This window comes from Streptomyces sp. NPDC060205, assembly GCF_042728395.1.
Classification (GTDB): domain Bacteria; phylum Actinomycetota; class Actinomycetes; order Streptomycetales; family Streptomycetaceae; genus Streptomyces.
The window spans coordinates 1-26,183 of the sequence record NZ_JBHWZP010000113.1 but is presented as its reverse complement, the minus strand read 5'-3'; the positions used below and the strand labels follow the sequence as shown (position 1 = coordinate 26,183).

Here is a 26,183-nt window from a genome sequence, read left to right as displayed (position 1 = left end):
GCGTCGTAGATCCCTACGACGCGGCCGCGGTGCGTGACAGCCGGCACCTGATGCCGGCCGCTGTCGGTCAGTGCGCTCCGGTTCCGGTGAGCGAGCGGACCTCCAGCTCGGCGTACTTGCCTGCGTCCGGTTCCTCCTTGGACAGGAGGGTGCCGAGGAAGCCCAGCAGGAAGCCGACGGGGATCGAGATGATGCCCGGGTTCTCCAGCGGGAACCAGTGGAAGTCGACGTCCGGGAACATCGAGGTGGCCTTGCCCGAGACGACCGGCGAGAAAAGCACCAGGCCGACCGCCGTGGCGAGCCCTCCGTAGATCGACCACAGCGCGCCCTGGGTGGTGAACCGCTTCCAGAAGAGGCTGTAGAGGATCGTCGGCAGGTTGGCGGAGGCGGCGACCGCGAAGGCGAGGGCCACCAGGCCGGCGACGTTGAGGTCACGGGCCAGGGCGCCGAGGCCGATGGAGACGACACCGATGCCGATGGTGGCGTACCGGGCCGCGTTGATCTCCTCCTTCTCGGTGGCCTTGCCCTTCCTGATGACGTTCGCGTAGATGTCGTGGGCGAACGACGAGGACGACGCCAGGGTCAGACCGGCGACCACGGCGAGGATCGTGGCGAAGGCCACCGCGGAGATCGTGGCGAGCAGGATCGCGCCCCAGGCCGAGTCGACGCCGCCCAGGTGCAGGGCGAGCAGGGGCGCCGCCGTGTTGCCGGCGGGGTTCGACTCGACGATCTCCTCCTTCGAGATGAGGGCCGCCGCGCCGAAGCCGAGCGCGATGGTCATCAGGTAGAAGCCGCCGATGATGCCGATCGCCCAGTTCACGGACTTCCGCGCGGCCTTGGCGTTGGGCACGGTGTAGAAGCGGATCAGGATGTGCGGCAGACCGGCGGTGCCCAGCACCAGCGCGATGCCCAGCGAGATGAAGTCGATGCTGGAGGTGGTCGTGAGCCCGTACTTCAGGCCGGGCTCCAGGAACGCCGCGCCGCCGCCGCTGTTCTCGGCGGCCTTGCCGAGCAGCTCCGAGACGTTGAAGTCGAACTTGAGGAGCACCAGGAAGGTGATGAGCAGGGTGCCGCCGATGAGCAGCACGGCCTTGACCATCTGGACCCAGGTGGTGCCCTTCATGCCGCCGATGGTGACGTACACGATCATCAGGACGCCGACCAGGGCGACGATGCCGACCTTGCCCGCGTCGCTGGTGATGCCGAGCAGCAGGGAGACCAGGACGCCCGCGCCCGCCATCTGCGCGAGCAGATAGAAGATCGAGACGACGATCGTGGAGGTGCCGGCGGCGGTACGGACCGGGCGCTGGCGCATGCGGTAGGCGAGGACGTCGCCCATCGTGTAGCGGCCGGAGTTGCGCAGCGGTTCGGCGACCAGGAGCAGCGCCACCAGCCAGGCGACGAGGAAGCCGATGGAGTACAGGAAGCCGTCGTAGCCGAAGAGGGCGATGGCGCCCGCGATGCCGAGGAACGAGGCCGCGGACATGTAGTCGCCGGAGACGGCGAGCCCGTTCTGGAAGGCGCTGAAGGAGCGTCCGCCGGCGTAGAAGTCGGAGGCGTCCTTGGTCTGCCGGCCCGCCCAGACCGTGATGACGAGGGTCGCGACGACGAAGACCGCGAACAGGGAGATGATCAGCGGCCGGTGCTCGCTGGCCTCCCCCGCCGCGAGCTGCGCCTGTGCGAGCTGTACCTGACCGATCGCGGGGCTCATGCGCCGCCCTCCATCCGGGACTTGATCGCCTCGGCCTTGGGGTCGAGCTTGGTCGAGGAGTGACGCTCGTACCACCAGGCGATGAGGAACGTGGTGAGGAACTGGGCGAGGCCCAGCACGAAGGCGACGTTGAAGTTGCCGAACAGCTTGGTGCCCATGAAGTCGTCCGCGTAGATCGACAGCAGGACGTACAGCAGGTACCAGCTGATGAAGCCGATGGTCAGCGGGAAGGCGAAGGAGCGGTGGGCGCGGCGCAGTTCACCGAACTCGGCGCTCTCCTGCACCTCGACGAACTCCGCTGTGGACGGGAGATGAGGTTCGGCTTTCGAGGGGGGTGGTGCGTCGGTGGCCACGGAGTCTCCTCGCGTTGCGGGTGCGGGTTTCGAGGCGGATTCGGGTGCGGGTCCGTCGCCGGACGGGGGTCTGTCCGGATCAGCGGACGGGGGTCCGTCCGGATCGGCGGGTGGGCTGGGTTCGGGCATGGCTGATTTCTGACCTCACGGTGACGTGGATCACGTGGGCCGGGTGGCGATGCTAGGGCCCCCGGCCGTGATCCAACAGGGGGCTCGACGGTGCTCGTGCTCCCTGCTCAACGTCACGGCGCCGCACGGGGAGCGGTTCAACACCCGGCACTTCTTTCGGAACCCGGCTCCGGCGTTTCACAAGACATCCCCGTAAGTCATTGCTGGCCAGGGATGCCGGGAGATAGCTTCGCCCTGCACCACCCAGTCATGTACCTGCCCGAGCACCACCTGTGTTCGGGCCGGTTCCTTTTCCGGATGATGTGGAGACCCCATGGCTCATCTGCGCTCCAGACGCCGCCTCGCTCTCGCCGTGCCCGTCGTGCTGTCGCTCACCGCCACGCTCGGTTTCCTGCCGGGTGCCGCTTCGGCCGCCCCGCTGCGGTCCGCTCCCGCCGCGACCGCGGCCGACGGACCGAACCTCGCGTACGTGGTCAACACGAAGACCGACCACCGCACGCTCGGATCGGTGAAGAAGGCGGTCGTCGAGGCCGGCGGCACCGTCGTCGTCACGTACGACAAGATCGGCGTCATAGTCGCCCACTCGGCCAACCCCGAGTTCGGATCGCAGATCCGCGCGGTGCGCGGCGTCCAGTCCGCCGGTGCCACGCGTACGACCCCGCTGACCGCCGCGGGTACGACGGACGAGGGCGCCGCCGACTTCCTGTCCGCCGCGGAGGCCGCCAAGGTGAAGGCCGCGGCCACGCCGGAGAGCGAGCCCCTTGAGGCCGACCAGTGGGACCTGCGCGCGATAGGCGCCGACAAGGCCGCGAAGATCAACCCGGGCAGCAGGAAGGTCACGGTCGCCGTGATCGACACGGGTGTCGACGACACGCACCCCGACCTGGCCCCCAACTTCTCCGCCAAGCAGTCCGCCAACTGCGTGGGCGGCGTGGCCGACACGAGTGCGGGCGCCTGGCGTCCGTACACCGCCGAGGACTACCACGGCACGCATGTCGCCGGTGAGATCGCCGCCGCCCGCAACGGCATCGGCGTCGCCGGTGTCGCGCCCGGCGTGAAGGTCTCCGGCATCAAGGTCAGCGACCCGGACAACGGGCTCTTCTACCCGGAGAGCGTCGTCTGCGCCTTCGTGTTCGCCGCCGACCACGGCGTGGAGATCACGAACAACAGCTACTACGTGGACCCGTGGCTCTACAACTGCATGGACGACCCGGACCAGAAGGCGATCGTCGACGCGGTCAACCGGGCCCAGCAGTACGCCACGAAGAAGGGCACCCTGCACCTCGCGTCGGCCGGCAACTCCAACCACGACCTGGCCTCGGACGCCATCGTGGACGAGTCCAGCCCCGACGACTCGACGCCGGTCACCCGCACGATCGACCCGCACGAGTGCTTCGACGTACCCACCCAGCTGCCGGGTGTCGTCACGGTGAGCGCGACCGGCGTACAGAACCTCAAGTCGTACTACTCGACGTACGGCAAGGGTGTCATCGACATCGCCGCTCCCGGCGGTGACCGGCTCTACCAGATCCCGGACACCCCGTCGAAGAACGGCCGCATCCTCTCCACGATGCCGAACAACCAGTACGGCTTCCTCCAGGGGACGTCGATGGCGTCGCCGCACGCCGCCGGGGTCGCCGCGCTGCTGAAGTCCGAGCACCCGTGGGCGAGCCCCGCCCAGCTGCAGGCGCTGCTGAAGGCCCAGGCGGACAACCCGGGCTGCCCGGACTCGTACGACCAGGACGGCAACGGCACGCAGGACGCCACCTGTGAGGGCGGCAAGCGCGTGAACGGCTTCTACGGCTTCGGCATCGTCAACGCGCTGAAGGCCGTCAAGTAGCCGGATCGGTTCAGGAGTTCCCGCACGGCCCAGAACCTCCCGCACGGCACGGCCCTTCCCGCACGGCACGGCCCGCACGCATCTCGCGAAACGAACTGGAGACAGCATGACCGCGCCCACCACCCGCTCGCGCCGCCTCATAGCCATCCCGCTGGGGATGACGATGGCCACGGCTCTGGCCTTCCTGCCGAACGTCAGCGCTTCCGCCGCTCCGGCGGACGGCGCGGCGGACGTGGCGAAGCAGATCTCGGCGGAGGCCACCCCGCTGAGCTACGTCGTCAACGTCCGGTCCGGGCACGGCACTTCGTCCCACGTGAAGAAGGCCATCGCCAAGGCCGGCGGCACGATCGTGACGTCGTACGACCGGATCGGCGTGATCGTCGTCCACTCGTCGAACGCCGACTTCGCCAAGACCATCCGCAAGGTGCGCGGAGTCGAGTCGGCGGGCTCGACGCGTACGGCCCCGCTGCCCGCGCAGTCCACGACCGACGTCGGCACCCCGAAGGCGCTCACCGCGCAGGAGATCGCCGACGTCGACGCCGCGGCCGGACAGGACCCGCTGGAGCCCCTGCAGTGGGACCTGCCCGCCATCAAGGCGGACAAGGCGCACGAGAAGACGCTCGGCAGCAAGAAGGTCACCGTCGCCGTGATCGACACCGGTGTCGACGACACGCACCCCGACATCGCGCCGAACTTCGACCGCGAGGCGTCGGTCAACTGCGTGTCGGGCAAGCCGGACACGACCGACGGCGCCTGGCGGCCGAGCGCCGCCGAGAGCCCGCACGGCACGCACGTGGCGGGCGAGATCGCCGCCGCGAAGAACGGCATCGGCGTCACCGGTGTCGCGCCCGGCGTGAAGGTCTCCGGCATCAAGGTCTCCACCACGGCCGGCTTCTTCTACACGGAGGCCGTCGTCTGCGGCTTCATGTGGGCGGCCGAGCACGGCGTGGACGTCACGAACAACAGCTATTACACCGACCCGTGGTACTTCAACTGCAAGAACGACCCGGACCAGAAGGCGCTCGTCGAGGCCCTCACCCGGGCCACGAAGTACGCGGAGAAGAAGGGCACGGTCAACGTCGCGGCGGCCGGCAACGAGAACTACGACCTCGCCGCCGACGAGATCACCGACCCGAGCTCGCCGAACGACACGACTCCCTCGGACCGCGTCATCGACCCGTCCGAGTGCCTCGACATCCCGACCCAGCTGCCGGGTGTCGTCACGGTCGCGTCGACGGGCGCGAAGGGCATCAAGTCGTCCTTCTCCAACCACGGCCTGGGCGTCATCGACATCGCGGCCCCCGGCGGCGACTCGACGCGCTACCAGACCCCCGCCCCGCCCGCCACCAGCGGCCTGATCCTCGGCCCGCTGCCGGGCGGCTCGTGGGGCTACATGGCCGGTACGTCGATGGCGTCCCCGCACGTCGCGGGCGTCGCGGCCCTGATCAAGTCGACGCACCCGCACGCCTCGGCCGCCCTGGTCAAGGCCCTGCTGTACGCGGAGGCCGACGCCACGCCGTGCACCGACCCGTACGACATCGACGGTGACGGCAAGGTCGACGCGGTCTGCGAGGGCCCGAAGAACCGCAACAGCTTCTACGGCTGGGGCACCGCGGACGCGCTGGACGCGGTGACCAAGTAATCGTGACCGAGTCGCGGTGATCGAGGGGGACCCGCGCGGTCCGAGGGCATCGCGTGCGTGAGGGGTCGGGCGGCCGTGTGCTGCCCGGCCCCTTCGTGTTGACCGGTCGGGGTGTCGACGGGCGCGGATTGCCTCCGCCCCGGCTGAGTCGCGGGGCGGCCGGACGCGTATGAATGGGCGGAATGCCCGTGGGCGGGTGGAATCCCCGTGGCGCGGCCGGAATGCCGTTCCGCCAGTTGTTTTCCAGGACTTGCCCAGGTCTGGGACGACTGGTGAAGATCTTGGGGTGAGTTCGATACGACCGACTGCCGGCACGGGTGGCGAGGCGGGCGCTCCCCGGGTGAGCGCGGCCTCCCTCCGGCGTTCCGTCACCGTCCTCGCCCTGGTGGCGCTGGCCGCGCTGATCCCCCTGCTCGGGCCGTCCCTCGCGCTGGACGGCACGGGCGAGGCCGCCGCGCCAGGGGTGGGCGGGATCGCGTTGCTGCGGACGGTCCTGTTCGCTGCGGTGTGCGTGCCGGCCGGCGAACTGTTCGTCACCCGGCTGGCGCGACGGGTGCCGGGAGCCCCCTGGGAGGACGCGCCGCGCAGCTGGGCCCCGGTCTCGGCCGCCGCCGGTTTCGTCGCGGCGCTCGGTCTCGCCTCGGTGGTGGCCACCGGGAACCTGGTGCCGCGCCGGCTCTCCGACATGGACATCGGCGGGCTCTACCAGTCGCGGGACGGCGCGCTCGCGCTCCTGGAGGTCAACGCGTTCGTCGTGCTGGGCCTGTGCGCCCTGTCGCGCCGGCCGGGCACCCAGGTGTGGCCGCTGGCCGCGGTGGCCGTCGCGGAGGCCCTGCGCGCCCATCCGACGACCGAACAGAGCCCGCTGATCGGTTCGGGCCTGACGCTCGTTCATGTGACCTGTGCGGCCCTGTGGGCGGGCGGGCTGCTGTACGCCCTGCGCACGCTGCTCCGGTGGCGCAACAGTGCCCCTGGGGAGGGCGCCGCGCTGTTGGGCCTCTACGCGCGCGTGGCGGCCGTCCTGCTCGCCGCGATCACCGCGACGGGCGTGTGCAGCACGCTGCGCCGGATGCCGCCCGGCACGGTGCTGGACCAGCTGACGACGACGGCGTACGGGCGCACGCTGCTCGCGAAGGTGCTCCTCGTGGTCGTCGTCGCCGTCCTCGCGCTGTGGGCCCGGCGCCGGCTCCACCGGGCGGCCGATCCGCTCACCGCCTACTCCCCCGCGCGCGCGGAGGTCGTGGCGCTGGGTCTGGTGGTGGCGGTCTCGGCCCTGCTCACGGCGGTGCCGGTGCCGATCCGCTGGTGACCCCGTCGGGGCCGCTCGGGCGGGTCAGGCGGTGACCATGACCTTGAGCGCGGTGCGCCCGTCCATCGCCTTGTAGCCGTCCGGTACGCCGTCCAGAGGGACCGTCAGGTCGAAGACGGGCGACGGGTCGACGGTCCCGTCCAGCACGTCGGGCAGCAGTTCCGGGATGTACGAGCGGACGGGCGCGACCCCGCCCCGCAGGGCGATGTTCCGGTCGAACATGACGCTTAGGTCGAGTCCGGTGCCGCTGCCGTGCGGGACACCGACGAAGCCGATGGCGCCGCCGTCGCGGGTGATGTTCACGGCCGTGCTCATCGACTGCTCGGTGCCGACGGCCTCGACGACGGCGTGCGCGCGCTGGCCGCGGGTGAGTGCACGGACCGCCTCGACGGCCGCGTCCCCGCGTTCGGCGACCACGTCGGTGGCCCCGAAGCGCCGCGCGATGTCCGTACGCGTCTCATGGCGGCCCAGCGCGATGATCCGCTCGGCGCCGAGGCGCTTGGCGGCCAGCACGGCGCACAGGCCGACCGCTCCGTCACCGACGACGGCGACCGTGGCGCCGGGGCGGGCGCCCGCGCCGAGGGCGGCGTGGTGGCCGGTCCCCATGACGTCGGAGAGGGTGAGCAGGGCGGCCAGCAGACGGTCGTCGGAGGCGGCCTCGGCGGGCAGCGCGACGAGCGTGCCGTCGGCGTACGGGACGCGCACGGCCTCGCCCTGGCCGCCGTCGGACCCCACGGAACCCCAGAATCCGCCGTGTTCGCAGGAGGTGGTGAGCCCTTCGCGGCAGTAGTCGCACACGCCGTCGGACCACATGAAGGGCGCGACGACGAGATCGCCCCGGCGGACGGTGCCCACGTCGGCGCCGGTCTCCTCGACGATCCCGAGGAACTCGTGCCCGATGCGCTGCCCCGGTGTGCGCGCCGACTCGCCCCGGTACGCCCACAGGTCGCTGCCGCAGATGCACGCGCGCAGGACCCGTACGACGGCGTCGCCCGGCTGCCGCACCACCGGGTCGGGGACGTCCTCCACGCGCAGGTCGAACGGGGCGTGGATGGTGGTGGCGCGCATGCGGGGTCCTGCTTCCGGCTCAGGTGGTGACGGTGCTCGGGTGGTGACCGTCCTCGGGCGGACGGTCAGGAGGTGGTGACGGTCCGGTTCCCACGGTACGTCGCAGGGGGTCCGGGCCGCGCGCCGGGCGCCCCGAGTACGCCCCTGACCAGCAGGTACTGCGCCGCGAGATAGGTCAGCATGATCCACAGGTCGGGCCGTGGCGGCTGCGGCCATGCGGCGACACCGGTCGCGATGAGGGTGTCCGACAGCATGAACAGGGCGCCCCCGGCCGCCGCGAGGGGCCCGAGCCGCGTGGCCCCGTACGCCATCGCGGTCAGCAGCAGGCTGTAGCCGGCGACGGGCACGCGGAGGCCGGTGGGGAGGCCGGGCCACAGGAGGGTGACGGTGGCGAGGAGGGCGAGGGCGTACGCGGCTGCCGTGAGCCGGCCCGTACGCGTGCCCGGGGCCGCTGATCCGCCGAGCCTCGCGAAGAGCAGCAGGTAGCAGACGTGGCCGGCCGCGAAGGAGGCCATTCCGGCGAGGAACGCCGGTTCGGCGTCGAGGAGGAGCAGGACGTCGCCGCCCCATCCGAACAGCAGGGCCCCGACGAGGAGCGGGGGCCCGCCGCGCAGATACGCGTAGCCCGCGAGCAAGGGCATCAGCAGCGGCTTGGCAACGGCATGACCGGTGTCGAGGCCGACGGCCAGGGAGAGCAGGTCCACGGCGCCCACCAGAGCGAAGGAGACGCCGAGGACGACGGTCAGCACGCGCGCGTGGCGCGGATTCACGCGGCGGATTCCGGAACGGCGGTCTCCGGGGGTGCGGCCCGCACTGAAGAGGAGACGGAGGGTGCGGCGGACGCGGACGCGGGCGCGGGTCCAGCGGGGTGGCGGGGCTGCCAGCCCGGCCCCCCGAACACCCGCCCACCGCGCTCGCGCCAGCTCCCCGCCGCCCGCAGATCCCTGGCGATGGCGGCGTACTCGTGCGTGGCGACCCGGATCGGGTTGTACGTGTGGATGTTCTTCGTCAGCCCGTACACCGGCCGGTCCGTCTCCGGGACGAACGAGCCGAAGAGGCGGTCCCAGACGATCAGGATCCCGCCGAAGTTCCGGTCCAGGTAGCCGCCCTGGGAGGCGTGGTGGACCCGGTGGTGCGAGGGCGTGTTGAAGACGAACTCGAAGGCCCGGGGCAGCTTGTCGATGCGCTCGGTGTGGATCCAGAACTGGTACACGAGGTTCGCGGACGAGCAGAACGCGAGCGCGGCCGGATGGACGCCGAGGGCGATGAGAGGCACGTAGAACGGCCACACCGTCCAGGTCGTCCAGGGCTGTCGCAGCGCGGTGGTGAGATTGAACTTCTCACTGCTGTGATGCACCACGTGGCAGGCCCACAGGACGCGGATCACATGGTGCCCGCGGTGGGACCAGTAGTAGAAGAAGTCCTGCGCCAGCAGAAGCAGTGGCACGGTCCACCACAGGACGGGCACGCGCAGTGGTGTCAGCTCATATATGGCGGTGTAGACGGCAAGGATCGGGATCTTCCACAGGAAGTCGAAGGCCATGCTCCCCAGGCCCATGCCGACACTCGTGGCGGCGTCCTTCGTCTCGTATCCGGCGGCGTCCTCGTCCGGATGGATACGGACACTCACCATCTCCACCACGGTGAGCAGCACGAAGGCGGGTATCGACCACAGCACGACATCGGGCAGGTTCGGCATTACTGCACCGTAGGACGGCCGGCCGACTGCGGCTAGACGTTGTTACCCACAAGTATTACCGACGGTACGCGCTTGTTTCTTGGTGATCTCCGCCAATGGCCGTGCGGCCCGCCCTACGATGCGAAGTCGTGCCGTCGGACCTGCTGGACGGGGAGGGCTGCGATGCAGGGGCTCGAAATGGTGCTCGTCCGGCTGGCGTCGACGGTGGCTTCGGCCCTCGCGAAGTCTCTCCTCACGCCGAAGCGGGGCGCGGGGCTGGTCTCCGCTCCCGTACGCCCTCTACCGGGACCGGCCAGCCCGGACCGCCTCGCCAAGGTCCTGTCGGCCCGTATCTCGGCCGCGTACCCCACCCTCCCAGAGCACGAGCGGCTGGCCGCCGTCGCCGCCGTCCAGGACACCTTCGCGACGGCGGACCCGCTCGACGAGGAGCGACTGTTCGCCCTCGACCTGGATCCCGCACGCGTACGGGACGCACTGCCGACGGCCCCCTCGGACCTGAGCGAACGGGCCCGCGACCTCTACGCCGAACTGCTCACCCTGTGCTGCGCACACCTGGTCGAACAGCTCACCGCCGATCCGTCGTTCGCGGCCCGCGCCGCGGTGGAACAGACCCGGCGGGCCGGGCGGGCGGAGGAGCTGCTGAACCGCCTCGCGGAACCCCGCGCGGAGGCCGTCGCGCTCGGCTTCGAGCAGCGGTACGCGGACTTCGTGGCCGACACGCACGGCCGGATGGAGCTCTACGGGCTCACTCTGGGGAACCGGTCCCGGGCCGAGTGGTCGCTCGACACGGCGTACATCAGCCTCACGGTCAGCGACGAACGCCCGGAGGAGGAGGCCCATCGGCAAGGACTCGGTCCGCCTCGGGCCGCCCAGACCTCCGTCAAGGTGGAGCAGGCGCTGGCGGGCTGCGAGCGGCTCGTGCTGCGCGGTCCGGCCGGGTCGGGCAAGTCGACCCTCGTACAGTGGCTCGCGCTCAACGCGGCCCGACGCGGCTTCGGCCCCGAACTGGCCGGCTGGAACCTCTGTGTGCCGTTCGTGCTGCGCCTGCGGTCGTTCAGCACACCGGACGGTCTGCCGCTGCCGCAGGACTTCCTGTCCGCCGCAGGGGTCCCTCTGCGGGCCCCGGACGGCTGGGTCGAGGAACTATTGCACGGCGGGCGGGCGCTGGTGCTGGTCGACGGGGTCGACGAGGTGCCCACACGGCTGCGGGGCCGCACCGAGAAGTGGCTGAAGTCGCTCGTGGCGGCCTTCCCCCGGGCCCGGTACGTCGTCACGACCCGCCCCGCCGCCGTCCCCGAGGACTGGCTGGCGGCCCAAGGCTTCGCGGCGCACTCCCTGCTCCCTATGGAACGGGACGACGTCCGCTCCTTCATCGGCCACTGGCACGACTCGGCCCGCCAGGAGTGCCTGTCCGACACTGAGCGGACACAGCTGACCGAGTACGAGACCGCGCTCAACCGGGCCGTGACCACCCGCCGCGACCTCGGCAGACTCGCCACCAACCCCCTCATGTGCGCCCTGCTCTGCGCCCTGAACCGCGACCGCCGTATGCATCTGCCGCGCGCCCGCAAGGAGTTGTACGACGCCGCGCTCGACATGCTGCTCGTACGCCGGGACACGGAGCGGGACATCGCGGATGTCGAGGGGGTCACGCTGACGCGCGAGGAGCAGACGGCTCTGCTCCAGCGCATGGCGTACTGGATGATCCGCAACCAGTACGTGGAGGCCGACCGGCGCGACCTGGTCGCCATGCTCCGGGAGTGGCTGGCGACGATGCCGCAGGTGCGTGCCCAAGGGGACGCCGAGCAGGTCTTCGCGCATCTGCTGATCCGCAGCGGACTGCTCCGCGAGACCGTCCCGGGATACGTGGACTTCGTGCACCGCACCTTCCTCGACTATCTCGCGGCGAAGGCCGCGGTGGAGGCCCGCGACTTCGGTGTGCTCGTGCGCAACGCCCACGACGACCAGTGGGACGACGTGGTGCGGATGGCCGTCGGCCACGCGCGCGTGGAGGAACGGGGGCGACTGTTGAAGCAGTTGCTCCGGCGGGCGGACAAGGTGCAGCGACACCGGCAGCGGCTGACACTGCTGGCGGCCGCGAGCCTGGAACACGCGCCCGAACTCGACCCCGCGATCCGGTCTGAGGTCGAGACGAGAACCGCGGAACTGATGCCGCCACGGTCCTTGGAGGACGCGGAGGCGCTCTCGAAGGTGGGCGAGCTGGTACTGGAGCTGCTTCCTGGGCCGGAGGGGCTGGACGGCTTCACGGCGGGCGTTGTCGTGCGGACGGCTGCCTTGGTCGGAGGGGATGCGGGGCTGGGTGTGATCGCACGGTTCCGCGAGGCGACCCATGCGTCGGTTACCTCCCAGTTGGTCGCCTCCTGGCCCTACTTCGACGCCAGGGAGTATGCGAGGAGAGTGCTGGCCGACGTGACGTCCACGGCGTATCTGCGAGTACGCACACCGGAACAGCTGTCTGAGTTACCGAGGTTGCGGCATCTGACCCGAGTAACTCTGCAGGGCACCTATGGTTTCCCGCCCGAAATCATGAGTCACGAGGGTCTGGAATACCTGCACCTCAGCGGCGATCGCAGACTGCGGGATCTGTCGCCGCTGGCGCTGCTGCCCGCCCTCAGATCGTTCGTCGTCTTCAACTGCCCCAGGATCAGGGATCTCGAACCCCTACGAGGACTGGACCTGCGAGGGCTCTACCTGCACGGCCTCGCGCAGGGCATGTCTCTCGCTCCGATCGCCGAACTTCCCGCGCTGGAGCATCTGACGTTGGGGTTTCCCGCGGGGATCGAGCGCGCAGGCGACATCCCGGCCGGCCCCGGCCTCGCCGGCCTGGTCTTCACCAGAGCGACACGGGACATAAGCCTCGACGGGCTGGAGCGCTGGCCCGGACTCACCTGGCTCGTCATAGCGGGAGACGAGCAAGGACAGCAACTGACCCGACTGCCGCACCCTTCGCAGCTACAGGAACTATATGTCGAGGACCATCAGTCGCTCGACCTGGCTGCTCTCGGGAACCATCAGCAACTCATCTCTCTGTGGCTCCGGGACTCCAACCTGACCTCGGGCCTCGCCCCCCTCACCGAGCTCCCCCATCTCACCACCCTGAGGCTGTCGAACTGCAGCGGCCCCATCGACCTGACCCCACTCGCCGCGATGGAGCACCTGGTGGTTCACACCCACGGGACCCCCACCCTCCTCGGCACCGACCACTTCCCTCCCGAGCGCCTCAACCCCAGGGAATGACCCCTCACCACACCCGTACCGACCCTCCCCTCGCGAACGCCGGGCTCGTCGCGTCCGGTGGTGGGTCGCCAAGCGGCTCGGCGATCTCCTCCGTCGTCGGGCCGATCTTCGCCGCCAAGGGGGCGAGGAGGGTCAGGTCGAAGCCGTACACGCGGGCCGCGTTGCCGCCCGCCATCGCCTCGATCTCCTCGCGCGGCAGGCCCGCGTACGCGATCCGCAGGCCCTCCCTGCTGTAGGGGTACGTCCCCTCGTCGTGCGGGTAGTCGCTGCCCCACATGATCTTGTCGAGGCCGATGCGGTCCCGCAGCGGCACCTCGTGGGGGCGCATGAAACTCGCTCCTACGAAGCAGTTGTCCCGCCATACCTGCGACGGACCCTTGCCCATCGAGCCGGCCAGGCCCGCGCCGAACTTGGACTCCGCGGTGGCCGCCTTCGTCGCCGCGGCCACCAGGCGGCCGTGGTAGTAGTCCAGCATGTCGAGCACCCCGGGGATCCAGCCCGAACCCTGCTCGGTCAGGACGAGTTTCAGGCCGGGATGGCGGCGGAAGGCGCCGCCGAAGATCAGGTGCCAGAGCGCGCGGTGCGAGAACCAGGTCGTCTCCACCATGAAGACCGCCCGGGCCGCCGGCTCCTCCCCCAGCGGCGGCGAGGCCGAGCCCGCGTGGTGGTTCACGGGGACGTCCAGCTCCTCGCAGACCGCCCAGATGGGGTCGTAGGCGGACGAGTACAGCTCCGGGAGTCCCGAGCCCGGCGGGGTGCCGGGCAGGAGGAGGCCGCCCTTGAGGCCCGCCCCGACCGCCCACCTGATCTCCTTCACCGCCTCTTCCACGTCGTTCAGGAGGATCTGGAAGACGCCCGCCCGGCGGCCGGGTGCGGCCGAACAGAAGTCCGCGAGCCAGCGGTTGTGGGCGCGCAGGCCCGCCCAGCGCCGCTCGAACTCCCCGGCCGTCGGCGCCGGCGCCATCAGCGATCCGGACGGGAAGAACGGCGGGATCGTGTTGGGGAAGACGACCTCGGCGACTATGCCGTCCTGTTCCAGCTCCGCGAGCCGGCGCTGCGAGTTCCAGTTCTTGTCGGCCGTGTCGGCCATCAGGTCCTCGTACGGGTTGACGTACGTGGCCGCCCAGGCGTCGAACTCGTCGTGGTACGCCTTGGAGAGGTACGGCCGGTAGTCCAGCAGGTCGGCCCCGGCGTGGCAGTCGGCCGAGATGACGGTGTAGCGGTCCGAGCCGCTCGTACGGTCCGTGCCCATGTCCGGGCTCATGGGGTCACCCCCAGGGCCGGGAAGTCGTGGTCCGTCAGCCAGTGGCGGCCCACTTCGCGCGAGCGCGCCCAGGACGCCTCGACTGCCGGCTGGTCCTCGGGCTGGCCGAGGTCGGAAGGGGTCGGGCCGATGCGGCGCGCGAGCGGGGCCAGTTCCTCGGTGTCGAAGCCGAAGACCTCCGCCGCCGCGAGGCCCAGCATGCGGCGGGTCTCCGTCACCGGGATGTCGTGGAAGGTCCGCGACAGCCACGCGCGCGTGTCGGGCCAGGTGCCCTCCGGGTGCGGGAAGTCGCTGCCCCAGAGGATGTTGTCGACGCCGATCTCGTACCGCTGGGCCAGTTCACGGCGTTTGGTGTTCGTCGCGCAGATGAAGACCTGACGGTCGAGGTACTCGCTCGGCGGACGCCGCAGTTCCGCGAAGGGGGACAGCTTCTTGCCGCCGTGCGCGCCCAGGTAGAGCCGGTCCATGAACCACAGCAGGTTCGGCAGCCACCAGCAGCCGGACTCCGCCACACCGAACCTGAGCCCGGGGTGGCGTTCGAAGACACCGGACCAGAGCAGGAACCACAGGGGGCGCGCGGGCCACCAGGTCACCTCGCTCACATAGATGCCGAGGTGATCGCCGTACTCGTGGCGCGGCGCCGCTCCGGAGTGGGTCACCACCGGCATCCCGCACTCGGCCGCCGCCGCCCACACGGGGTCGTAACGGCGGTCGTGGTAGGGCTCCTTGTCGACCCACATGGAGGGGATCATCAGGGCGCCGAGCCCCGACTCCTTGGCGCGGTGGATCTCGGCGACGACCTGTTCGGTGGGGGCCGTGACGGGCAGCAGGGCGACTCCGCAGTGCCGTTCGGGGTGCTCGCCGACGAACTCGGCGAGCCACCTGTTGTGGGCCTGCGCGCCCGCCATGCCGAGGTCCGGGTCGTGGTCGCCGGAGAGTCCGAGGCCCACGCCGAAGGGCGCGGCCGTGCGGCTGTCCACAGCGTCGGCGTCCGGGAAGACCACCTCGCCCGCCACTCCGTCGCCGTCCAGCTCCTTGAGGCGCTGCGCCGAGTCCCAGCCGCCGCGCAGGCCCTCCTCGTTGTCGTGGAACCACTTGTCGGCGAAGGACTCGTTGCGGATGCCCAGGCGTGTCATCTCCTCGCGGCGGCGGCCCTGCCCCGCGAGGAACTCGTCGAAGTCCCGGTGGAAACGGGCCTCCAGATAGGGCCGGTACTCCTCGGTGGGCAGCCCGGCGTGGCAGTCGGAGGAGATGATCAGATAGGGCTCCGGTGCAGAGGCCATAACGGCTCCTCGGTTCGGCTCTCAGTCCAGGATGAAGTGCTCCAGGTACGCCGGATCGGCGCGGTCGAGCATCGAGCGCGACCGCGCGCGGATCTGCGCGTCGCTGTGTTCGCTCTCGGGCAGCAGCCAGAAGCGGTCCGCGCGGATGCCGTCCGCCACGAAGTCGGCGACCTCCTCGACCGGCGTGAACCGCACCTCCTTGCCCGCCTCCTTCATCGCGGCCTCCCACTGGCCGAGGCTGCGGTACGGGGTCCTGCGGGGCCGCTGCTTGGCGTACCGGGCCGGCCGGTTGCGGTGCGACTCCCACAGGCCCGTACGGAGCATGTGGGGCCCGGGAAAGAGCACGGCGGCCCCCACGCGCGCGTGCTCCGCTCTCAGGTGCGCGTACAGCGACTCGGTCATCGTCACGACGGCCGACTTGGTGACGGCGTACACGGACGCGGTGGGCAGGGGCGCGATACCGCCGTCGCCGGACGAGGTGTTGACGACGTGGCCCGGTTCGCCGCCGGCCAGCATCCTCGGGACGAAGGCCTGGATGCCGTGGAAGACACCCCACACGTTGACGGCGAACGCCCATTTCCAGTCGTTCGGGTCGTGCTCCCACATCCGGCCCTCGGCGCCCGAGCCGACGCCCGCGTTGTTGCACAGGACGTGCACGGCACCGAACCGGTCGTACGTCTCCTCGGCGAGCGCCACGACCTCCTCGCGCTCCCCGACGTCCACCACGCGCGCGTGCACCACGGCCCCGTCCTCGCGCAGCGCGGCGGCGGCCTTCTCCAGGGCGCCCTCCTCCACGTCCGCGAGGACGACCTTCAGTCCGTCCGCCGCGAACCGCCGCGCCAGGGCGAGGCCGACCCCGCTCGCCGCGCCCGTGACGACGGCGACCTGTCCCTCGGCCAGTTCCATCAGGCACTCCCCGGGGGCGGTCCGTCGAGAATCTGCTGAGGGTCGTCGTACCGCTGGTGGACGTAGGGCAACAGCGCCTGCGCGTCGACGCGTTCGACGACCGTGCCCTTCTGGTCCGTGGTCTTCTCGCCGAGGGTGATCCCGACGAGTTCGCGGACCGGGAGGTCGGCGACGGGGTCGTACATCGACTCCCGCAGGACGACGTCTCCGGAGATCCGCTCCAGCTTCCGCACCTTCTCGTGGCGCACGCAGTGCACGAGGACGGGACCGGCGTCGAAGCCGGAGCCGTCTCCCGAACCGTCCACCGCGGGCAGGAACTTGAAGTAGAAGTCGGTCTTGCGGGCCGGCTCCGGCAGGGGCAGCGGTCCGCTCACGGCGCCGCGCACCTCCACGAACTCGATGCCGTGCCGGGCCAGGGCGGCGCGTACGACCAGGCCCTCGCGCTCGACCGTCACCTCGCCGAGCTTCTTGGGTTCGCCGAAGACCTCCCGGCCGCCGATGAGAGCCCGTTCGTGGGTCATCGGCATGACGAGCGGATACCAGCCCTCGACGCCGTCGTGCGCGGCGGCGACCGCGAACGAGCCCGCGCCCAGCGGGTATCCGGGCAGGTCCACCTTGCTGATGTTCACCCTGACGAGGGGTCGTCCGGTGGGTTTGAGCGGGGGCGGCAGGACCGCCGCGACCGCGTCCGGGTCGGTCTCCCAGACGGCCACCACGCCGGTGGACCAGATGTCGGGGAGCCGGGAACCCGCGGTGCGCGCGGCGGCGATCTCCGCCCCGGTCCGCGCGCCGTACCGTACGCGTGCCATGCCGTACCGCCCTTCGCGTCGCATGTGTTCCGCCCGTGCGCCTCACTCGCGCGTTCGCGTCACTCGCGCGTTCCGCTCGTGCGCCTCACTCGCGCGTTCGTGTCACTCGCGCGTGCCGCCCGTTCGGTCCAGGCGCGCAGCACAGTCGCACCGGGCGCGGCAATGGTCCATAGCCGTGCAGGCACGAGCCCGCGGGAAATCGCCGGAATGTCGCCGAAGAGGGCTGAATCCGCCCCGGGTTCGGACTCCGGGGACAGGAGTGTCAGTCGCGCCCCTTATCCTCAGTGACCATGCTCGAAGACCGTCAGACCGCACCGTCCGCCACCCCGTGGCCGGCCGCGTATCCCGAGGGGTACGCGGTCGTCGACGTCGAGACCACAGGGCTGGCCCGCGACGACCGCATAGTGTCGGCCGCGGTCTACCGGCTGGACGCGCGCGGCGAGGTCGAGGACCACTGGTACACGCTGGTCAACCCGGAGCGGGATCCGGGCCCGGTGTGGATCCACGGCCTGACGAGCGACGTGCTCGAAGGGGCGCCGCTGTTCCCGGAGATCGCCGAGGAGTTCGCGGCCCGGCTGGAGGGCCGGGTGCTCGTCGCGCACAACGCGGTCTTCGACTGGTCGATGATCGCCCGGGAGTACGCGCGCGCCGAGCGCGAGGCGCCGGTCCGTCAGCGGCTGTGCACCATCGCCCTGTCCAAGGAGCTGGGGCTGCCGCTGGCCAACCACAAGCTGGAGTCGCTGGCCGCGCACTTCGGCGTCGTGCAGCAGCGCGCGCACCACGCGCTGGACGACGCGCGCGTGCTCGCCGAGGCATTCCGGCCGAGTCTGCACACCGCGGCGCGCGACGGCGTACGGCTGCCGCTCCTGGAGTGCCGGCCGCTCACCGAGTGGACGGACCGCGCGGCCCCGCTCATCGGACGGCAGTCCGCGGGCTCCGGGGGCTACGCGTCGGGGCCGCCCGCGAGTTGGCGCCCCTCGCGCAAGCGGCCCGCCTGCCCGTATCCGAACCCGGGCCGGTACGAACCGGGCAAGCAGCTCAAACAGGGCATGCGGGTCGCGTTCTCCGGGGACACCTCGGTCGAGCGCGACCTCCTGGAGGACCGTGCCGTCGAGGCCGGGCTGCATGTCGCGACGAGCCTGTCCCGGCTGACCAGCCTGCTCGTCACGAACGACCCGGAATCCGGTACGTCCAAGGTGGTCAAGGCGCGCCAGTTCGGCACCCCGGTGGTCGACGAGGCGGCGTTCGGCCAGCTCCTCGGGAACGTGGAACCGGCGGCGGGACCTCCAGCACGGACGTGAGCGCGGACATGACCGTACGGACGGGTGATTGCCGCACGACTCGCCCACGGACCGCTCGCCCGGACCGCGGGAACGGCCCACCCTGTGGCGCATGGCGACATGTGAGGTTTGCGGCAACAGCTACGGAATGACCTTCGAGGTCCACGCACAGGGAGCGGTGCACGTCTTCGACTGCTTCTCCTGCGCGATCCACCGCATGGCTCCCCTGTGCGAGCACTGCCGGGTCCAGATCATCGGGCAGGGCGTCGAGGTCGAGGGCCACTGGTACTGCGGTGCCCACTGCGCCCGCGCGGAGGGAAAGGTGGGGATCATCGACAGGGTGTGACCGGGTACGCGGACGACCCGGTACCCGACCGAACGCGCCCCACGACCCGGTTGTACCGTCGTGGGGTGTACCGCTTCCTGTTGTCCCGGCAGTGGGTGATCCTCACCCTCATCATGCTCGCGCTCATCCCGACGATGATCGAGCTGGGCTTCTGGCAACTGCACCGGCACGAGCACAAGGTCGCGCTGAACCGGGTGATCTCGGACTCGCTGTCCGCGAAGCCGGTCCCCGCGGAGTCGCTGACCGCGCCGGGGCAGGCGGTCGAGCACGAGAACCTGTACCGCCGGGTGACGGCGAAGGGCACGTTCGACACCGCCGACGAGGTCGTGGTGCGCCGCCGCACCAACTCCGACGAAGAGGTCGGCTTCCACGTACTGACCCCGTTCGTCCTGGACGACGGCCGGGTCCTCATGGTCAACCGCGGCTGGATCCCCGCGGACGGGGCGCAGACCGAGTTCCCGAAGGTTCCCGCGCCCGCGCGGGGCGAGACCACGGTCACCGGGCGGCTGATGGCCGACGAGACGTCCGGCGGCAGCGGCATCAAGGACGTCAGCGGGCTGCCCGACCGCATGGTCATGCTGATCAACAGCGAGCAGCAGGCGAAGGCGCTCGGCAAGCAGGTCCTCGGCGGTTACGTCGAACTGACCGCGCCCGAGCCGAAGGGTGACGTACCCGAACTGATCGCGGCTCCCAACCACAGCGACATCGGCCCTCACATGGCGTACGCGGTCCAGTGGTGGCTCTTCGCCGCGGGCGTTCCGGTGGGCTTCGTGATCCTGGTCCGCCGCGAGCGCCGTGACCGGGCCGAGGCGGCGGAGACGGAGTCCACGCCGAAGGCGGAGCCGGCCGCCGTCTGACGACCGCGCCGCGCGGTCGCCCCCCTCAAGACGAAAAGACTGCGCAGTTCCCCGCGCCCCCAAAAACACCCGGCACCGCCCGCCTTCCGACAAAAAGACTGCGCCGTTCCCCGCGCCCCCAAAAAACACCCGGCGGCGCCCGCCTTCCGGCGAAAAGACTGCGCCGTTCCTCGCGCCCCTAAAGATGCCGGGCGCCCTCGCGCCGTTTGGGGGCGCGGGGAACTGCGCTGTCTTTTAAGGGGCGCGGGGAACTGCGCGGCCCGCCCCCACCGGGTCCGCACCCGACAACACGCCCCCAGCATGGGAGCCAAGCCGCAAAGATTGATCGCGGGATCCCCAGGGAACCCGCACACCGTGCACCCTTCCATCGAGGACTACGCTCTCATCGGCGACCACCAGACCGCCGCCCTGGTAGGCAAGGACGGCTCGGTCGACTGGCTCTGCCTCCCCCGGTTCGACTCGGCCGCCTGCTTCGCGAAACTGCTCGGCGACGACGACAACGGCCACTGGCGGCTCGCGCCGAAGGGAGCGGACCTCTGCACGAGGCGGGCCTACCGCCCCGACACCCTCGTGCTCGACACCGAGTGGGACACCGAGGACGGCTCGGTACGCGTCACCGACCTGATGCCGCAGCGCGACCGCGCCCCCGACGTCGTACGGATCGTCGAGGGGCTGAAGGGCAGCGTCACCCTGCGCAGCACCCTGCGGCTGCGCTTCGACTACGGCTCGGTCGTCCCCTGGGTCCGCAGATCCGACGGCCACCGGGTCGCCGTGGCGGGCCCCGACTCGGCGTGGCTGCGCAGCGAACCCGAGGTGCACACCTGGGGCGAGGACTTCGGCACGCACTCGGAGTTCACGGTCGCCGAGGGCGAGAAGGTCGCCTTCGTCCTGACCTGGCACCCCTCGCACGAACCGCGTCCCGACCTCGTCGACCCCTTCGAGGCGCTGGAGCACAGCGTCGACGACTGGCAGGCCTGGGCGGCCCGCTGCCGCTACGACGGACCGCACCGCGACGCGGTCGTCCGCTCGCTCATCACCCTCAAAGCCCTCACGTACGCGCCGAGCGGCGGCATCGTCGCGGCCCCCACGACCTCGCTGCCCGAGGAGATCGGCGGCGTCCGCAACTGGGACTACCGCTACTGCTGGCTCCGCGACTCCACCCTCACGCTGGGCGCGCTGCTCGCGTGCGGCTACCAGGAGGAGGCGGAGGCCTGGCGCAACTGGCTGCTGCGCGCGGTCGCGGGCGACCCGGCGGACCTGCAGATCATGTACGGGCTCGCGGGCGAGCGGCGGATCCCCGAGTACCAACTGGCGTGGCTGCCCGGGTTCCACGGCTCGGCGCCGGTGCGGATCGGCAACGACGCCGTACGGCAGCTGCAGCTCGACGTGTACGGGGAGGTGATCGACTCGCTCACGCTGGCACAGCACGCGGGGCTGCCCGCCGAACCCGACATGTGGCGGCTGCACCAGGCCCTGATGGACTTCCTGCACACGGCGTGGCGCAAGCCCGACGAGGGCCTGTGGGAGGTGCGCGGGCCGCGCCGCCACTTCGTGCACTCCAAGGTGATGGCGTGGGTCGCCGCCGACCGCACGGTACGCACCCTGGAGGAGAACCCCGAGCTGGACGGCGACGTCGACAAGTGGCGCGCGATGCGGGACGAGGTGCACCGCGAGGTGTGCGAGCGCGGCTTCGACCCCGAGCGGAACACGTTCACGCAGTCCTACGGCTCGCGTGAACTGGACGCCGCGCTGCTGCTCATCCCCCGCCTCGGCTTCCTGCCGCCGGACGATCCGCGGGTGGTCGGCACGGTCGACGCGGTGCGCTCGGAACTCGCCCGGGACGGCTTCGTACACCGTTACGACGCGTCCCTCGACGGGTCGGGCCCGCACGGCTCGGAGCCGTCCGGGTCGGACCTCAAGGACGTCGACGGGCTGCCCGGCGGCGAGGGGTCGTTCCTCGTCTGCTCGTTCTGGCTGGCGGACGCGCTGCATCTGACGGGGCGTACGAAGGAGGCCCTCGCCCTGTTCGAGCGGCTGATCGCGCTCCGCAACGACGTGGGGCTGCTGGCGGAGGAGTACGACCCCGTGGCCGGACACCAGCTCGGCAACTTCCCGCAGGCGTTCAGCCACATCGGTCTGGTGGGCACCGCCCTCGCGCTGTTCGACGGCGCGCGGGACGGGGCGGGAGCGGACGAGGCAGGATAGTAGCCATGGATCTTGGACTGAAGGACCGTGTCTACGTCGTCACCGGGGCATCGCGCGGACTGGGCCACGCCTCCGCGCGTGAGCTCGTCGCCGACGGCGCGAAGGTGATCGTCAGCGGGCGCGACGAGAAGACGGTGGCCGAGGCCGCGGCGGCGCTCGGGCCGAACGCCCACGGGGTGGCCGTGGACAACGCCGACCCCTCGGCGCCGGCCAGTCTGATCGCGGCCGCCCGTGAGCGGTTCGGCGGCTTCGACGGCATCCTGATCAGCGTCGGCGGGCCGGCGCCCGGCTTCGTCGCCGACACCACCGACGAGCAGTGGCAGTCGGCGTTCGAGTCCGTCTTCCTCGGCGCGGTCCGGCTGGCGCGGACGGCTGCCGCCGAGCTGGGCGAGGGCGGGGTCATCGGCTTCGTGCTGTCCGGTTCGGTGCACGAGCCGATCGCCGGGCTGACCATCTCCAACGGGCTGCGGCCCGGGCTCGCCGGGTTCGCCAAGTCCCTCTCCGACGAGCTGGGGCCTCGGGGGATCCGGGTGGTGGGGGTGCTGCCTGCGCGGATCGACACGGATCGCGTGCGCGAGCTGGACGGGTATTCGGCTGATCCCGAGGCCACTCGGGCTGCCAATGAGGCGCGGATTCCGTTGCGGCGGTACGGGACGCCGGAGGAGTTCGGGCGGGTGGCCGCGTTTCTTCTGTCGCCTGCGGCGTCCTATCTGACGGGGATCATGGTGCCGGTGGATGGTGGGGCGCGTAGCGGGTTCTGAACCTGGGGTATGCCTGCGGCGGCGGGGTGTGGTGTCGCTGCGGCCGGTGGGGGTTGCCTTCACTGATTGCGCAGTTCCCCGCGCCCCTGGAAAGCATGGCTGCGGGTCGGTGGGGGTGGCCCTCACTGACTGCGCAGTTCCCCGCGCCCCTGGAAGACACCGCTGCGGGTCGTCGCTTCGCTGCAGGCCGGTGGGGGCTTGTCGCGCCGTTCCCCGCGCCCCCGAAGGACGCGGGTCAGTTGACTCGGTCTGCTGTGTGTTTGGCGGCGCGTAGGTGTACCTCCGCCGGGAGTGCGGTGAGGCCGGCTGAGTCTCTGGCGTGGGTCAGTGGTTCTGTTGTCAGGGTGGTCAGGGTTTCCGCGGGGGACGCGTGAGGTTCCAGGAGCAGGCGGACCCTTGCCTCGGGGGCGGTGCGGCGGCCGGTGAGGGACGCCTGCGCTCCCCGTACCCCCTCCAGCGCGCCCGCCTCGGCGGTCAGTACGCCCTCCAGGGCCCGGCCCCGCAGCAGCGCGCCCTCTCCGTCGCCGGTGTCGACCAGCACCTCGGCGAGGCGGCGCCGGCGCAGGACGGCCGTCAGCCACCACAGGGCGAGCAGCACGGCCACGGCGAGTGCGGCGATGACGGCCGGCCACCACCAGCCGTCGGCCCGCCACCGCGCCCGGTCGGCGTCGCTCAGCAGTACGTCGTGCCGGCCGTCGTGGATCCACCACGAGGGCGGGGTCACGCCGAGGCCCACGGCGAGCACGGAGCCGCCGAGCACGACCAGGAGCAGACCCGCGAGGCCCAGCAGGACCCGGTTCACGATCCTCTGCACGCCGTTCACCCCTTCCGGCCCGGCCGGGCGACACGTACCGACAGCGCCGGCCGCCGGACGAGACCGAGCCCCCTGACGCCGTCGGCGAGCGTGGCGTCCAGATCGGCGCGTACGTCGTCGAGTTCACGGAAGTGCGAGACCGCACGGACGTCGGCCTTCCGGCGCCTCATCCGCACCCGGACCGACTGCACGCCGGACACTTCCATGGCCCGGTCGCGCAGCACCATCGCGGCGGCGTTGCGGTGCAGTGCGGCCCGTACGTCGGGGTGGGCGCGCCGCATGGTCAGGATGTCGCGCAGGCCCGGGGTCGTCGCGAGGACGAGCAGCCACAGGCCGAGGGCCGTCGCCACCCCGGCGCCGACGAGCACCCACGTGTCGTCCAGGGGCCGTTCGGCGAGTTCACGGGCCAGGGACCTGCGCCAGTGCATGGCCGGCCGGTCGGCGCGGACGGCGACGACGTCGTACAGCAGGAGACCCGCGGCGGCCAGGACCAGCAGGGCGAGGACGGCCGCGGGGATGCGGCGGGCCGACCAGAACCGGCCGTTCCCGTCCTCGGCGTCATCGAGGGTCGGCAGGGGTGTGTAGTCGGCGGCGGAGGTGGACTGGCCCAGTTCGTTCTCGGCGGCCTTCCCGGCGGTCTTCTCGATGACGGGCAGCTGTCGGGTGCTCTCGGAGCCCCGGGGCTCGCTCATTGCGTCCTCCCCTTTGCCGCGCCGCGCGTCTGCGCGGAGTGCAGTCGCTCCACCTGGACGGCGACCTCGGGAACTTTCATTCCCGCCAACGCCTCTACCCGCTGGGCGACTTGACGACGCACGGCACCGCACCGGCCGCCGATGTCACAGGGGTAGCCCAGTTCGAGGCTGACGCTGACGCGGGCGACGTCCTGGTGGACGACGACCGCGGCGTGCGGGGGGACCGCGCCGGGAGGCAGCACGTCGAGCGCCTCACGGGCCGCCTGCGCGGCGATCTTCGCGACGACCCGGTCGGCGATCTTCGTGGCGCCCCGCTCGCCCGGCGCGACGGCTTCGGACACGCGCGTCACCGCCGGCGGTCGTCGCGGGTGCCGCGGGACCGGAAGAAGTCACCGGGGTCCAGGTCCCCCTCCAGGAAGCGGCCCACGACAAAGCCGATGGCGCCCAGTGCGGCCACCAGGAGGAACGCGCCGAATCCGCCGAAGTACCCCGCGAATCCCAGCGCCATTCCGGCGATCATGCCGATCACGGCCATGCTCATGAAGCGCTCCTCAGCAGATCGGTCACTGGAGCCGGTTCTCCGGTTCCTCGTCGTCTTCCTCCGGCAGCTTGACGTCGCTGACCGCGATGTTGACCTCGACGACCTCAAGGCCCGTCATGCGCTCGACGGCCGCGATGACGTTCTCCCGTACGTCCCGGGCGACATCGGCGATGGACACGCCGTAGTCGACGACGATCTCCAGGTCGAGCGCGGTCTGCACCTCGCCGACCTCTGCCTTCACACCGCGCGTGACGGACTTGGCGCTTCCGCCGGGGACCCGGTCGCGTACGGCTCCGAAGGTCCGCGAGATCCCGCTGCCCATGGCGTGCACGCCCAGGACGTCCCGGGCGGCGAGTCCGGCGATCTTCTCGACGACCCCGTCGGCGATGGTGGTCCGCCCCCGGGTCGCCGGGTCGCCGCCGCCACGCTTGGTCACAGCGGTCTTCCTGAACTGCTGCTGGTCCGGCTGTTCGGCCTCCGGGCTCTCCGGCCGATTGCGCTGAGTCGTGTCGCTCATCGCCGTGCATCCCCTTTCGGTGGGCCTCTTCGCCCACATTAAGACGGGTTGCCGGGTCGCGCGCCAGGGATACGGCACGCTGGAACCATGACTGCGGACCGATGGACGCAAGCAGTACGGCAACAGCTCGGCCTGGGCAGGCTGCTGCCGTTGGGCGGCCCGGGTGACGGCGCGTGGATCACGGAGGCGGCGGCCGTCGCCGTACTGCGCCGGGCGGTGCGACCGGTGCCGGGTGTACGCCTCGGTTCCCTGCGCCTCGCCCTCGCCGACCCGGACCGTGCGTCCGAGCCCGCCGTGCCCCCGCCGCCGAGCGCGCTGCCGCCGGGGCCGCTGCGCATCGACGCGGAGTTCGCGGCCACGCCGGCCGAGCCGCTGCCCGCGGCGGCGTCCCGGCTCCGCGCGGCCCTCACGGCGACGGCGGTGGACGCGCTCGGCCTGACGGTCACGGAGGTGGACCTCCGGGTGACGGGCCTGCTGGAGGAGGGAGAGGCCCTGGCGGACCCGGCCGACTCGGATCCGGCGCACACCGCCTCCGCGCGCCCCTCCCCCGGCACGGACGAGTCCCGCGTGGCCGCCGCCGCACTCGCCGTCCCGGCCGTGACGGCCCTGACGAGCAAGGCCCGCGTCACCGAACTCCCCAGCGGGACGGCGCTCTCCCGCCGCCACGTCCAGGTGGAGATCGCGGTGGACACGACCGCGCGCGCCCTGGACACGGCCGCAGCGGTCCGCGCAACCGTCACCGACTCACTCCCGGACCACCCGTCGGCGGCGGTCCTGGTAACAGCGGTGACCCCAGCCCCTTAAGGGGCGCGGGGAACGGCGCGACAAGCCCCCACCGAACCGGCACACACCCCCAACCCGCGGCCCCACCCCCGCAAGGGGCGCGGGGAACGGCGCGA

Annotated in this window: 24 protein-coding genes; 10 read left to right on the top strand and 14 right to left on the bottom strand. The window is 71.3% G+C overall.

Annotated features, from left to right (window positions below):
- Positions 1-67 precede the first annotated feature (67 nt).
- A complete protein-coding gene (locus tag ACFWGJ_RS21040) occupies positions 68-1,711 on the bottom strand; it encodes a cation acetate symporter (RefSeq protein ID WP_387326650.1) in 1,644 nt (547 codons plus the stop codon).
- Complete coding sequence (locus ACFWGJ_RS21035) at positions 1,708-2,064, bottom strand: DUF485 domain-containing protein (RefSeq protein ID WP_267025676.1); 357 nt, start codon at positions 2,062-2,064, stop codon at positions 1,708-1,710. The genes ACFWGJ_RS21040 and ACFWGJ_RS21035 overlap by 4 nt, the downstream gene beginning before the upstream one ends.
- 442 nt (positions 2,065-2,506) lie before the next feature.
- Here ACFWGJ_RS21035 and ACFWGJ_RS21030 point away from each other — a divergent pair, with 442 nt between their 5' ends.
- The 3 genes from ACFWGJ_RS21030 to ACFWGJ_RS21020 all read left to right on the top strand — a co-directional run bounded on the left by ACFWGJ_RS21030 (position 2,507) and on the right by ACFWGJ_RS21020 (position 6,984).
- Entirely contained in the window at positions 2,507-4,033 is a 1,527-nt protein-coding gene (locus tag ACFWGJ_RS21030; protein ID WP_387326647.1) for a S8 family serine peptidase, read from the top strand.
- A gap of 106 nt (positions 4,034-4,139) precedes the next feature.
- Positions 4,140-5,675: a S8 family serine peptidase gene (locus tag ACFWGJ_RS21025; protein WP_387326644.1), complete on the top strand. Its 1,536-nt coding sequence runs from the start codon at positions 4,140-4,142 to the stop codon at positions 5,673-5,675.
- 286 nt (positions 5,676-5,961) lie between these two features.
- Entirely contained in the window at positions 5,962-6,984 is a 1,023-nt protein-coding gene (locus ACFWGJ_RS21020; protein WP_387326641.1) for a CopD family protein, read from the top strand.
- A 24-nt stretch (positions 6,985-7,008) separates the two neighbouring features.
- On the opposite strand, the gene ACFWGJ_RS21015 is transcribed toward ACFWGJ_RS21020, so the two are convergent.
- The 3 genes from ACFWGJ_RS21015 to ACFWGJ_RS21005 form a co-directional block, all read right to left on the bottom strand.
- Complete coding sequence (locus ACFWGJ_RS21015; protein ID WP_387326638.1) at positions 7,009-8,052, bottom strand: zinc-dependent alcohol dehydrogenase family protein; 1,044 nt, start codon at positions 8,050-8,052, stop codon at positions 7,009-7,011.
- 65 nt (positions 8,053-8,117) lie between these two features.
- Positions 8,118-8,822, bottom strand: a complete 705-nt coding sequence (locus tag ACFWGJ_RS21010) for a lysoplasmalogenase (RefSeq protein ID WP_387326636.1) — start codon at positions 8,820-8,822, stop codon at positions 8,118-8,120.
- Positions 8,819-9,751: a sterol desaturase family protein gene (locus tag ACFWGJ_RS21005; protein WP_387326633.1), complete on the bottom strand. Its 933-nt coding sequence runs from the start codon at positions 9,749-9,751 to the stop codon at positions 8,819-8,821. Before ACFWGJ_RS21005 ends, ACFWGJ_RS21010 begins: the two co-directional genes overlap by 4 nt.
- 162 nt (positions 9,752-9,913) lie before the next feature.
- Between ACFWGJ_RS21005 and ACFWGJ_RS21000 the strand changes: the two genes are divergently transcribed.
- Positions 9,914-13,009, top strand: coding sequence for an NACHT domain-containing protein (locus ACFWGJ_RS21000; protein ID WP_387326630.1), 3,096 nt, complete (start codon positions 9,914-9,916; stop codon positions 13,007-13,009).
- A 4-nt stretch (positions 13,010-13,013) separates the two neighbouring features.
- On the opposite strand, the gene ACFWGJ_RS20995 is transcribed toward ACFWGJ_RS21000, so the two are convergent.
- Genes ACFWGJ_RS20995 through ACFWGJ_RS20980 form a run of 4 tightly spaced genes read right to left on the bottom strand, consistent with a single transcriptional unit; the run spans position 13,014 to position 17,271 of the window.
- Entirely contained in the window at positions 13,014-14,273 is a 1,260-nt protein-coding gene (locus ACFWGJ_RS20995; protein WP_387326627.1) for an amidohydrolase family protein, read from the bottom strand.
- Positions 14,270-15,556: an amidohydrolase family protein gene (locus tag ACFWGJ_RS20990; RefSeq protein WP_387326625.1), complete on the bottom strand. Its 1,287-nt coding sequence runs from the start codon at positions 15,554-15,556 to the stop codon at positions 14,270-14,272. Before ACFWGJ_RS20990 ends, ACFWGJ_RS20995 begins: the two co-directional genes overlap by 4 nt.
- Before the next feature lie 21 nt (positions 15,557-15,577).
- On the bottom strand, positions 15,578-16,462 hold the full coding sequence (locus ACFWGJ_RS20985; protein ID WP_387326622.1) for an SDR family NAD(P)-dependent oxidoreductase: 885 nt from the start codon (positions 16,460-16,462) through the stop codon (positions 15,578-15,580).
- A complete protein-coding gene (locus ACFWGJ_RS20980; protein ID WP_387326619.1) occupies positions 16,462-17,271 on the bottom strand; it encodes an acetoacetate decarboxylase family protein in 810 nt (269 codons plus the stop codon). Before ACFWGJ_RS20980 ends, ACFWGJ_RS20985 begins: the two co-directional genes overlap by 1 nt.
- A 290-nt stretch (positions 17,272-17,561) precedes the next feature.
- Between ACFWGJ_RS20980 and ACFWGJ_RS20975 the strand changes: the two genes are divergently transcribed.
- The 5 genes from ACFWGJ_RS20975 (at position 17,562) to ACFWGJ_RS20955 (ending at position 22,720) form a co-directional block, all read left to right on the top strand.
- Entirely contained in the window at positions 17,562-18,572 is a 1,011-nt protein-coding gene (locus tag ACFWGJ_RS20975) for a DEDDh family exonuclease (protein ID WP_387326616.1), read from the top strand.
- 91 nt (positions 18,573-18,663) lie between these two features.
- Complete coding sequence (locus ACFWGJ_RS20970) at positions 18,664-18,897, top strand: hypothetical protein (RefSeq protein WP_079103534.1); 234 nt, start codon at positions 18,664-18,666, stop codon at positions 18,895-18,897.
- 65 nt (positions 18,898-18,962) lie between these two features.
- Positions 18,963-19,754 carry an SURF1 family protein gene (locus ACFWGJ_RS20965; RefSeq protein ID WP_387326612.1) on the top strand — a complete coding sequence of 264 codons (792 nt, stop codon included), beginning with the start codon at positions 18,963-18,965 and terminating at the stop codon, positions 19,752-19,754.
- 354 nt (positions 19,755-20,108) lie between these two features.
- Positions 20,109-21,959, top strand: a complete 1,851-nt coding sequence (locus ACFWGJ_RS20960) for a glycoside hydrolase family 15 protein (RefSeq protein WP_387326609.1) — start codon at positions 20,109-20,111, stop codon at positions 21,957-21,959.
- A gap of 5 nt (positions 21,960-21,964) precedes the next feature.
- Positions 21,965-22,720, top strand: a complete 756-nt coding sequence (locus ACFWGJ_RS20955; protein WP_387326606.1) for an SDR family oxidoreductase — start codon at positions 21,965-21,967, stop codon at positions 22,718-22,720.
- 235 nt (positions 22,721-22,955) lie between these two features.
- Here ACFWGJ_RS20955 and amaP read toward each other — a convergent pair whose 3' ends face one another.
- Genes amaP through ACFWGJ_RS20930 form a run of 5 tightly spaced genes read right to left on the bottom strand, consistent with a single transcriptional unit; the run spans position 22,956 to position 25,284 of the window.
- Positions 22,956-23,534: an alkaline shock response membrane anchor protein AmaP gene (amaP, locus tag ACFWGJ_RS20950; protein WP_387326603.1), complete on the bottom strand. Its 579-nt coding sequence runs from the start codon at positions 23,532-23,534 to the stop codon at positions 22,956-22,958.
- A 5-nt stretch (positions 23,535-23,539) separates the two neighbouring features.
- Positions 23,540-24,226 (bottom strand): DUF6286 domain-containing protein, encoded by a 687-nt coding sequence (locus ACFWGJ_RS20945; protein ID WP_387326601.1) that lies wholly within the window; start codon positions 24,224-24,226, stop codon positions 23,540-23,542.
- The gene (locus ACFWGJ_RS20940; protein WP_387326598.1) at positions 24,223-24,567 is read right to left on the bottom strand and encodes a hypothetical protein; all 345 of its coding nucleotides are present in this window, start codon (positions 24,565-24,567) and stop codon (positions 24,223-24,225) included. Before ACFWGJ_RS20940 ends, ACFWGJ_RS20945 begins: the two co-directional genes overlap by 4 nt.
- Before the next feature lie 5 nt (positions 24,568-24,572).
- Positions 24,573-24,767, bottom strand: a complete 195-nt coding sequence (locus ACFWGJ_RS20935; RefSeq protein WP_107017754.1) for a hypothetical protein — start codon at positions 24,765-24,767, stop codon at positions 24,573-24,575.
- Between the two features lie 22 nt (positions 24,768-24,789).
- Entirely contained in the window at positions 24,790-25,284 is a 495-nt protein-coding gene (locus tag ACFWGJ_RS20930) for an Asp23/Gls24 family envelope stress response protein (RefSeq protein WP_387326594.1), read from the bottom strand.
- 87 nt (positions 25,285-25,371) lie between these two features.
- Here ACFWGJ_RS20930 and ACFWGJ_RS20925 point away from each other — a divergent pair, with 87 nt between their 5' ends.
- A complete protein-coding gene (locus ACFWGJ_RS20925) occupies positions 25,372-26,088 on the top strand; it encodes a nucleopolyhedrovirus P10 family protein (RefSeq protein ID WP_387326591.1) in 717 nt (238 codons plus the stop codon).
- Positions 26,089-26,183: the final 95 nt, after the last annotated feature.

Bases quoted from the DNA above. Each gene is read 5' to 3' on its own strand.
- ACFWGJ_RS21040 (WP_387326650.1), bottom strand. From the start codon at position 1,711: ATGAGCCCCGCGATCGGTCAGGTACAGCTCGCACAGGCGCAGCTCGCG.
- ACFWGJ_RS21030 (WP_387326647.1), top strand. From the start codon at position 2,507: ATGGCTCATCTGCGCTCCAGACGCCGCCTCGCTCTCGCCGTGCCCGTC.
- ACFWGJ_RS21025 (WP_387326644.1), top strand. From the start codon at position 4,140: ATGACCGCGCCCACCACCCGCTCGCGCCGCCTCATAGCCATCCCGCTG.
- ACFWGJ_RS21015 (WP_387326638.1), bottom strand. From the start codon at position 8,052: ATGCGCGCCACCACCATCCACGCCCCGTTCGACCTGCGCGTGGAGGAC.
- ACFWGJ_RS21005 (WP_387326633.1), bottom strand. From the start codon at position 9,751: ATGCCGAACCTGCCCGATGTCGTGCTGTGGTCGATACCCGCCTTCGTG.
- ACFWGJ_RS21000 (WP_387326630.1), top strand. From the start codon at position 9,914: ATGCAGGGGCTCGAAATGGTGCTCGTCCGGCTGGCGTCGACGGTGGCT.
- ACFWGJ_RS20995 (WP_387326627.1), bottom strand. From the start codon at position 14,273: ATGAGCCCGGACATGGGCACGGACCGTACGAGCGGCTCGGACCGCTAC.
- ACFWGJ_RS20990 (WP_387326625.1), bottom strand. From the start codon at position 15,556: ATGGCCTCTGCACCGGAGCCCTATCTGATCATCTCCTCCGACTGCCAC.
- ACFWGJ_RS20985 (WP_387326622.1), bottom strand. From the start codon at position 16,462: ATGGAACTGGCCGAGGGACAGGTCGCCGTCGTCACGGGCGCGGCGAGC.
- ACFWGJ_RS20980 (WP_387326619.1), bottom strand. From the start codon at position 17,271: ATGGCACGCGTACGGTACGGCGCGCGGACCGGGGCGGAGATCGCCGCC.
- ACFWGJ_RS20975 (WP_387326616.1), top strand. From the start codon at position 17,562: ATGCTCGAAGACCGTCAGACCGCACCGTCCGCCACCCCGTGGCCGGCC.
- ACFWGJ_RS20970 (WP_079103534.1), top strand. From the start codon at position 18,664: ATGGCGACATGTGAGGTTTGCGGCAACAGCTACGGAATGACCTTCGAG.
- ACFWGJ_RS20955 (WP_387326606.1), top strand. From the start codon at position 21,965: ATGGATCTTGGACTGAAGGACCGTGTCTACGTCGTCACCGGGGCATCG.
- ACFWGJ_RS20945 (WP_387326601.1), bottom strand. From the start codon at position 24,226: ATGAGCGAGCCCCGGGGCTCCGAGAGCACCCGACAGCTGCCCGTCATC.
- ACFWGJ_RS20935 (WP_107017754.1), bottom strand. From the start codon at position 24,767: ATGAGCATGGCCGTGATCGGCATGATCGCCGGAATGGCGCTGGGATTC.
- ACFWGJ_RS20930 (WP_387326594.1), bottom strand. From the start codon at position 25,284: ATGAGCGACACGACTCAGCGCAATCGGCCGGAGAGCCCGGAGGCCGAA.
- ACFWGJ_RS20925 (WP_387326591.1), top strand. From the start codon at position 25,372: ATGACTGCGGACCGATGGACGCAAGCAGTACGGCAACAGCTCGGCCTG.